General features: G+C 40.2%; 7 protein-coding genes and 1 pseudogene. 6 read left to right on the forward strand and 2 right to left on the reverse strand.

What is annotated here, in order from left to right:
- The 3 genes from ACM44_RS15815 to ACM44_RS14175 all read left to right on the forward strand — a co-directional run.
- The coding region (locus ACM44_RS15815; protein WP_407637860.1) for a GxxExxY protein at positions 1-122 on the forward strand (122 nt) is incomplete at its 5' end.
- 138 nt (positions 123-260) lie between these two features.
- The gene (locus ACM44_RS14170; protein ID WP_048500717.1) at positions 261-953 is read left to right on the forward strand and encodes an SMUG2 DNA glycosylase family protein; all 693 of its coding nucleotides are present in this window, start codon (positions 261-263) and stop codon (positions 951-953) included.
- A complete protein-coding gene (locus ACM44_RS14175) occupies positions 953-1,720 on the forward strand; it encodes an enoyl-CoA hydratase/isomerase family protein (RefSeq protein ID WP_048500718.1) in 768 nt (255 codons plus the stop codon). Before ACM44_RS14170 ends, ACM44_RS14175 begins: the two co-directional genes overlap by 1 nt.
- 225 nt (positions 1,721-1,945) lie before the next feature.
- Here ACM44_RS14175 and ACM44_RS14180 read toward each other — a convergent pair whose 3' ends face one another.
- Positions 1,946-2,491, reverse strand: coding sequence for a hypothetical protein (locus tag ACM44_RS14180; RefSeq protein ID WP_048500719.1), 546 nt, complete (start codon positions 2,489-2,491; stop codon positions 1,946-1,948).
- A gap of 112 nt (positions 2,492-2,603) precedes the next feature.
- Complete coding sequence (aspS, locus tag ACM44_RS14185) at positions 2,604-4,358, reverse strand: aspartate--tRNA ligase (RefSeq protein WP_048500720.1); 1,755 nt, start codon at positions 4,356-4,358, stop codon at positions 2,604-2,606.
- A gap of 351 nt (positions 4,359-4,709) precedes the next feature.
- On the opposite strand from aspS, the gene ACM44_RS15975 reads away from it, so the two are divergent.
- The 3 genes and pseudogenes from ACM44_RS15975 to ACM44_RS14210 all read left to right on the forward strand — a co-directional run.
- Positions 4,710-4,970, forward strand: coding sequence for a 30S ribosomal protein THX (locus ACM44_RS15975; protein WP_048500722.1), 261 nt, complete (start codon positions 4,710-4,712; stop codon positions 4,968-4,970).
- Between the two features lie 142 nt (positions 4,971-5,112).
- Positions 5,113-6,128: pseudogene (locus tag ACM44_RS14200) on the forward strand (nucleoid-associated protein).
- Positions 6,129-6,800: 672 nt separating this feature from the next.
- A partial coding sequence (locus tag ACM44_RS14210; RefSeq protein ID WP_456064324.1) for an immunoglobulin domain-containing protein occupies positions 6,801-8,284 on the forward strand: 1,484 nt, incomplete at its 3' end.

Consider the following 8,284-nt stretch of genomic DNA (forward strand, 5'->3'; position numbering starts at 1 on the left):
CGCTCGGCTCAGGATTATTGGAAAGTGTATATGAAAGGGCCTTGGTTATCGAACTTGAAAGTCAGGGTTTAAAAACAGAAAGTCAGTATCCCATTTCATTTGGGATTGTTAGTAAATTTTAATACCGATGATATTCCAGGTAACATTGTTAGAGTAATAAACGGATATCGATAAAAAATCTGTGCAAATCCGTGAAATCTGTGTGTAATTTAGCGCACGAATTTCACAGATCTACACAGAATAATTTAGAAAAATAGTACATGAAAAAAACCTTCGGTGAAAAAGTGGTAGCATTCAACAGGAATTTAAAGTTTACAGGAAAACTTCCAAAAGATTTTCAGGTCATGAACCCATTTCTCGAAAATCCGGAAACCCTGGTTGTGATGCAGCGATTTTATGAAAAATTCTACCAGGATCATCGGTGCAGAAAATTCATTATCGGAATCAATCCAAGCCGCCACGGAGCAGGAGTTACGGGGGTTCCGTTCACGGATACCAAACGGCTTGAAAGCGCCTGTGGAATAAAGATGGAATCAGCGCGAACGCATGAGGTTTCCTCCGTTTTCATATATGATATGATTGAAGCTTTCGGCGGTGCAGAACAATTTTACAGCGAATTTTATATCAACTCACCTTTCCCGTTGGCCATAACCAAACATACCAAAAACGGCATCTATCTGAATGCCAATTATTATGATGACAATGATCTTTTCAGCAATGTGGAGGATTTTATGGTAGAATCTTTGAAAAAACATATCAGTCTTGGACTGGACACTGCTGAAGTTTTTGTGCTCGGCGTGAAAAATGCCGCTTTTTTAAACAAAATCAACGACCGCGAAAAACTGTTCGGCAAAATGACGGTTTTGGAACATCCGAGATATATTCAGCAGTACAAAAGCAAAGAAAAACAATTATACATCGATAAATATTTAATCGCATTAAACAAAGCATAATGAACAACGGATTCGTAACCTCAGAAATTAAAAACCAAATCTCAGAAATCACTTTTGGGACCCCGAAAAGCAATTCGTTGCCGGGACATATTTTAGAAAAACTCGCACAAACCATTTTGGATGAAGGCGCAAAACCAGAAGTAAAAGCAATCCTCCTGAAATCAGCTGGTGACAAAGCTTTCTGCGCCGGAGCAAGTTTCGACGAACTGCTGGAAATCCAGGATTTGGAAACTTCGAAGAAGTTTTTTGGCGGATTTGCCAAAGTGTTGGATGCGATGCGGAGTTGCGGAAAACTTGTCGTCGTGCGGGTTCAGGGAAAAACCACCGGCGGCGGAGTGGGAATCGCTTGTGCCGCAGATTATTGTTTCGCTACACGGGACGCGTCAATTGCGTTGACCGAGCTTAACTTAGGAATTGGGCCATTTGTAATCGGACCTTATGTGGAAAGGAGAGTCGGGAAGTCGGCTTATGAGGCCATGTCCATCGATGCGGATTTCAGAAGTTCGGAATGGTGCGTGAGACGCGACGTCTTTCATTCGGTTTCGCATACGATTGAGCAAATGGATGAAGAAATTTTTGATTTCCTTGGGAAATTGTCTTCAAGAAGTTCTGACGCGCTCGCTTTAATTAAAAAAGTTTCCTGGGAAGGGACGGAGCATTTCGAAAAGTTGATGCCTGAAAGAATTTTGATGAGCGCAACTTTAATCCTTGAAGATTCCGCCAAGAAAAATATCGAGGCGATTAAGGAAAAACTGAGAGCGAAATAGCGGATGAATAATAATGCCAACACCGTTCTCATTTCCGATCATTCCCAATATTAAAGGGAAAAATCATTTATCATTATCCTGAAAATTTAGTTTCTAAATTACCCAAAAAAAGCGGAAAATTAATTTTCCGCTTTTTATTATTTAGTTTCTACTTTTAAGAAAAGTTCATTCAACTGTTCATCCGCAATCGGACTTGGCGCATCGATCATCACGTCTCTTCCGGAATTATTTTTTTTGTTTAGAATATTTTTGAAGATATTTTATTAAAATATCATAATCAGAATTGTTGAATTCTCGCTTTGTAAAAATAAAACTTAATCTGTCTTCCAACATTTGGACGATAAGATAATCACCAACAAATTTATAGCTTGTTTTTTCCCAAATTGAACCAAAAACATTAAATACATTTGTAATTTCAAAAGAATTTTCTTTTAAAATGATGCGAACAGTTTGATCATTACTGTTTTTAAAATCTTTAATGGTTTCTTCAATTATTTTGTCGGTTTTCTTTTTAGAATATTTATATAGATAAATCAGGAGGAAGATATACCCAATATAGAGAAATCCAATATATTTAAAAATATAAGGTACTGCATTTTTATCAAACCCTTTTAAGGGAAGAAAGCCCACAGTTAAAAAAATAACTGCATAAATTATTGATTTTTTTAATTCAGTAAAATTCTTTTTCCATATGTACTTGAAGAGGAATTTTTGACTTGCCCTTTCTGTATTTTCGTTAAAAAGAAACTCAATTATTGTTTTTTCATTCATGGCTAAAGAAGGAGATGGTTTATCACTGAAAAGTAATTAATTTTTTTAATGTTTAATAAGAATACCAATATGAGTAGTAAAAAAAAGCGAAGAAAAAATCTCCGCTTCTAATTTATGCTTTTAAATCCAATTTCAACTCTAGTTCATCCAACTGTTCATCCGCAATCGGACTTGGCGCATCAATCATCACGTCTCTTCCGGAATTATTTTTCGGGAATGCGATATAATCGCGGATCACTTCATTTCCGTTAAGAATCGCAACCAAACGGTCGAAACCTAAGGCCAAACCGGCGTGTGGCGGAGCTCCGTATTGGAAAGCGTTCATCAAAAACCCGAACTGCGCCTCTGCGTCTTCTTTGGTGAATCCTAATAAATTAAACATTTTGGCCTGCAAATCTTTATCGAAAATTCTCACAGAACCGCCCCCGATTTCGTTTCCGTTCAGGATTAAATCGTAAGCATTCGCTCTGGCTTTTCCGGGGTCGGTTTCCAATAAATGGACATCTTCCGGTTTCGGAGAAGTAAACGGATGGTGCATCGCGTGATAACGGCCGGTTTCTTCGTCCCATTCCAAAAGTGGGAAATCCACAATCCAAAGCGGAGCAAACTCGTCCCCTTTTCTCAATCCGAGCTGGTTTCCAAGTTCCATCCTTAAAGCGGAAAGCTGGGTTCTCACTTTATGCGCGTCGCCGCTCATTACAAAAATTAAGTCGCCCGGTTTTGCGCCGAATTTTTCTGCAATCCTCTTCAAATCTTCTTCCGAGTAAAATTTATTTACGGATGAAGTGATGACGCCGTCATGTTGATATTTTATCCAGACCATTCCGGAAGCGCCTATTTGCGGGCGTTTTACCCAATCAATCAGTGCGTCGATTTGTTTTCTGGTATAATCTGGGCAACCTTCCACATTGATTCCGACTACCAATTCCGCATCATCGAAAATTTTGAAGTCTTTGCCTTTCACCAGATCGTTCAATTCGCAAAACTCCATTCCGAAACGGATGTCCGGTTTGTCATTTCCGTATTTTTTCATGGCATCTGCGAAAGTCATTCTCGGGAATTTTCCGAAATCTTTTCCGGTGATATCTTTCAATAAAGTTGCGGTCATTCCTTCAAAAATTTCCAGGACATCTTCCTGTTCCACAAACGCCATTTCGCAATCGATCTGGGTGAATTCCGGCTGTCTGTCAGCTCTTAAATCTTCATCTCTGAAACATTTCACGATTTGGAAATAACGGTCCATTCCGCCAATCATCAGCAATTGTTTGAAAGTTTGCGGAGATTGTGGCAATGCATAAAACTGTCCCGGATTCATTCTGCTCGGAACCACGAAATCTCTTGCGCCTTCCGGAGTTGATTTGATGAGAACGGGAGTTTCCACTTCGATGAAGTTTTGGTCTGAAAGGTAATTTCGCACTTTCTGCGCCATTTTGTGGCGGAAGATCAGTTTGTCTTTTACCGGATTTCTGCGGATATCCAGATATCTGTATTTCATACGGAGTTCTTCGCCGCCGTCGGTTTCATCTTCGATGGTAAATGGCGGAAGTTCGGATGCGTTCAGGATCTTCAGATCTTCAACCAGAATCTCGATTTCACCGGTCGGGATTTTTGGGTTTTTGGAAGCACGCTCGATCACTTTTCCATTCACTTGGATCACGAATTCGCGCCCAAGCTTTTTGGCGTTTTCCAAAATTTCTTTTGGGGTTCGGTCTTCGTCAAAAACCAACTGCGTGATTCCGTAACGGTCGCGCAAATCAATCCAAACCATAAAACCTTTGTCTCGGATGGTTTGAACCCAACCCGAAAGGGTGACATTCTCGTTGATGTTTTTTAGGGATAATTCTCCGTTGGTGTGCGTTCTGAACATAAGTTTTGTTTAAAGCCCGTCTGCCGACAGGTAGATTTAAGGTGGATAATTGAAGTCAAAAATACCGTTTGCAAAGATAGGATTTTTGGGTGGAAGCGGGAAGTTTTTTCGATTTAGGCGAGGCTTTGGAAAGGTTTCTCGCTTTGCGTGAGGGATTGGAATGGTGCGACCGAAGGGAGCAGTGCGCAGCGGAGCGGAGCACCGGAACGAAGTGGAGCCATGGAAAGCCCGACCCGAGCCGTGGGTTTGGGGCAGGAGAGGGGCACGCCCTAATTTTATGAATTTTTAGCGTTTTGATTGAATGTTTTTTAATTAACTTTGTTTAAATCAATTAACAAAATTCTATTAATTATGGGAAAAGGAGATCAAAAATCAAGGAGGGGAAAAATTACCGCCGGAACTTATGGCAAAAGGAGACCAAGAAAGGCGGGTAAATCAGCGACAACGGTAGCAACGATGGAAAAACCTGTGAAGGAAGCCAAGCCGAAAGCAGCACCGAAGCCAAAAGCGGAAAAACCGGTGGAGGCGAAAGCGGAGAAAACTCCAAAAGCGGCAGCTGAAGCGGCCGAATCCAAACCAAAAGCGACCAAATCAAAGAAAACCGAGGAATAATCCCCGGTTTTTTTTCTGCAAATCCGCTTTGGATCTGCAATGGTTTTTTTGGGATATTTCATGAATTCCGGTCTTGCAGTTCACAATTCGTATTGTGACCTCATGGTTTAAAATTATCTTTGCATCCACAAAAAGTATTGACATGCTCAGCAAAATTATCGTACACAGAGTTGGAAACAAAATCAATCAGGAATCCTTGATCCTTGCGCAGGAAGAATTGATGCTGGATGATGAAATGAAGGAATTGCTAGAAGATTTTTTCTAAAGGCATTCAAATCCGAGGAACAGTTCCGTTTTTATAGTGATTCTTATTTGGTGAATAATCCGGTTTATTCGTCAGTTGCTGAGATATTTGAGGATAAGGGAAAATTTGTTTGGGAAGCTGAAAATATTGCTAAACATCTCTATGAAATCACTGAAAACCCGCGAGTTCAAAGCGGTGAACTGTTCGTCGCTTATTTTGAAGGAGAAGAAAATGCTGACGGAAACAAAATAGATTCCATTGGGATTTTTAAGACCGAGAATAAAACCCCATTCTTGAAGATTTTTCCGCAGAATGAGTCTTTCGAGATTGAAAAGGATTATGGAATCGGACTTTCAAAGCTCGACAAAGGCTGCATCATTTATAATAGTTTTAAGGAAACAGGATTCGCTGTTTCTGTGATCGATAATAATAAGAATGGCGACATGTACTATTGGTTTGAGGATTTCTTGAAAGTAAAACAGCGCGACGATGAGTATTTCCATACCCAGGAAACGCTTGCCGTTTACAAAGATTTCATCACCCACCAACTTCCGCAAGAATTCGAGGTTTCAAAGGCTGACCAAGCGGATTTTTTGAATAAATCCATCAATTTTTTTAAAGAAAAGGAAAAGTTTGATTTTGATGAGTTTGCCAATGAAGTTCTGGAAGACAAAAACGTGATTGAGAGTTTCAGCAACTTCAAATCTGATTACGAAAACGAGATGCAGGTTTCAATTTCGGAGGATTTCGCCATTAATGAATCTGCGGTGAAGAAGCAAAGTCGCGGTTTCAAAAGTGTGATCAAGCTTGACAAAAACTTCCATATTTATGTGCACGGCGACCGCAAAAAAATTGAAACGGGACAGGATGAGAAAGGGAAGTATTACCGGCTTTATTTTGATGAGGAGAAGTAATTTTTTATCCACATTCGGGGCTGGCTGATCCGCCTGCATCTGTAATCATTTAAAAAATAACTTTTTGGAATGAGATTTTGAGTGGTATTGCTGCTGAGAATTGCTGCGCTGAACCGTGAGGTGATGATTGAAGACAACAGCTGTTTTTTAGAACTTCTTTTCACGGCAAAAGTTGCGGTGCTTTTTGGGGATAGCCAGAAATGCATTTCACACCAGATCTTGTTCGGCAATTTGATACCAGCTGCGACAAATTTTTCCGATCCTTTTTGTAGTTATTTCTTTGCTCTACTAAGTGGGGTGTATTATCTTTTTTCTACCAGACGCCTTCTAGGTCGTTTTTTTTATAATTTTATGGTGGTTTTGTGGAAAAATATTTTCTAAAAATGGGTGTTTTCACGGTTACTTTTAACAGATATTAAAATGTACCTTTGCATGCAATAACCAAAAAACACACACACAGATGAAAAAAAGCAACACTCATTTTTCTTATTCTATTTTCTAATCGCCAAATCAGGAGATTTAAATCGCAAGTCACATTTTAGAATAAAGGCATCAGTAAATTTACTCTGCCCCAAGCCTAGTACTTTCACTACGGCCTATATTCTCAGCTGAAGCAATGAGCCATTCAGTGGTTCTGCACATTTCTTACAATAACTACAAAATCTATTCAATATGAAATGTAAATTTTCATTTTTGTTAATGATCATCTCGTTCTTGTTTACGCTTTTGTTTTCGCAGAAAATACAAGCGCAACTGATAACGATAGATGGACAAACTAATGATTGGGCTGCCGCCCTGCAGTCCAATACCTACTCAATTCACATTCGTGATGCGAATAAAACTAATGACGATTCTTTTACTCAAGGATCAAGTGACCCCAATTTAATAAGCACTTGGGCTTGGGAGAATGGGCAAACCAACAGCAAAGGCGATATTAGTAATGCAGCGGCTGTATTAATAGGAAACAAACTTTATTTTTCTGGAGACAGAACCGCTATCAATGGAAATGCACAGATAGGTTTTTGGTTTTTTCGTGATGAGGTAGCTCCAAATTCTAATTTTAAATTTACCGGCCAACACCAAATAGGAGACATACTCGTACTCTCAAATTTTACCAATGGTGGAGGTGTTTCAACTTTAAGAATTTATGAATGGGTTGGATCTGGTGGTTCAGATGGTACTTTAAATTTGATTACAACTACTTCAAATGGCTTTGTAAACAGTACCTATCAAAATACGCCAGCTTACCCGGGATGGACTTATCAAGGTGATAATGTTCCCAGTGTTGGTATCCCACCTCCAAATGTATACGCTACAGGTTCATTTTTTGAAGGTTATGTAGATCTTGGCACATTGGGAATCGGCACTTGTATAGGCAGCTTTTTGTTAGAAACAAGAAACTCAGCTTCAATTACAGCTTCACTTCAAGATTTTGCTGCAGGTAATTTTAACGTTAAACCTGCTGCACCTAGCGTTGTGAATGGTGAAAGATGTGGACCGGGAATCGTGACAATGTCTGCAACTTGTATAAACGGAAGTGGTGTAAGATGGTACAGTTCTGCCTCTGGCGGACAGCCATTGGGACAAGCTGATGGAGTTTCTGCAGATGGAAATTCTATTTCTGTCAATACCAATACGAACGTTACCTATTATGCATCTTGTTTTTCAAATGTAGGTAATTGCGAAAGTACCAGAGTTCCCGTAACAGGTACCATAAAATCTCCTCCAACGGTAACGCTTTCTGGTGGTCCTATTTTATGTCATGACGGAACTGCTACAATTACTGCGACGGTAACTGGAGGTTCAGGAAATTATAGCTATGCTTGGACAAAAGATGGTTCTCCATTCACCAATCCGGGAGGCGGCAATGTTATCCAGGCAACAGGTCCGGGTAGCTATTCCGTAATAGTTACTGATACAACTCAACAATGTTCTTCGGCATCATCGAATGTTGTGAGCCTGACCAACCCTACCCAGGTTGCGGTAACTTTGGCCGGCGGCCCAATTCTATGCCACGACGGTGACGTGACGCTTAGCGCCACAGCCAGCGGAGGAAACGGAAGCTACACCTACGAGTGGTATGTCGACAACACATTGATCGCCAACGCGAGCGGCAACACCTACGTTACCCATACGACAGGATCCTATACCGTGAA

Origin of the sequence: Chryseobacterium koreense CCUG 49689, from assembly GCF_001045435.1 — a bacterium.
GTDB classification, from domain to species: Bacteria; Bacteroidota; Bacteroidia; order Flavobacteriales; family Weeksellaceae; genus Kaistella; species Kaistella koreensis.

Excerpts from the sequence above, each read along its gene's own strand:
- ACM44_RS14170 (WP_048500717.1), top strand. The coding sequence starts at position 261 with ATGAAAAAAACCTTCGGTGAAAAAGTGGTAGCATTCAACAGGAATTTA.
- ACM44_RS14175 (WP_048500718.1), top strand. The coding sequence starts at position 953 with ATGAACAACGGATTCGTAACCTCAGAAATTAAAAACCAAATCTCAGAA.
- ACM44_RS14180 (WP_048500719.1), bottom strand. The coding sequence starts at position 2,491 with ATGAATGAAAAAACAATAATTGAGTTTCTTTTTAACGAAAATACAGAA.
- aspS (WP_048500720.1), bottom strand. The coding sequence starts at position 4,358 with ATGTTCAGAACGCACACCAACGGAGAATTATCCCTAAAAAACATCAAC.
- ACM44_RS15975 (WP_048500722.1), top strand. The coding sequence starts at position 4,710 with ATGGGAAAAGGAGATCAAAAATCAAGGAGGGGAAAAATTACCGCCGGA.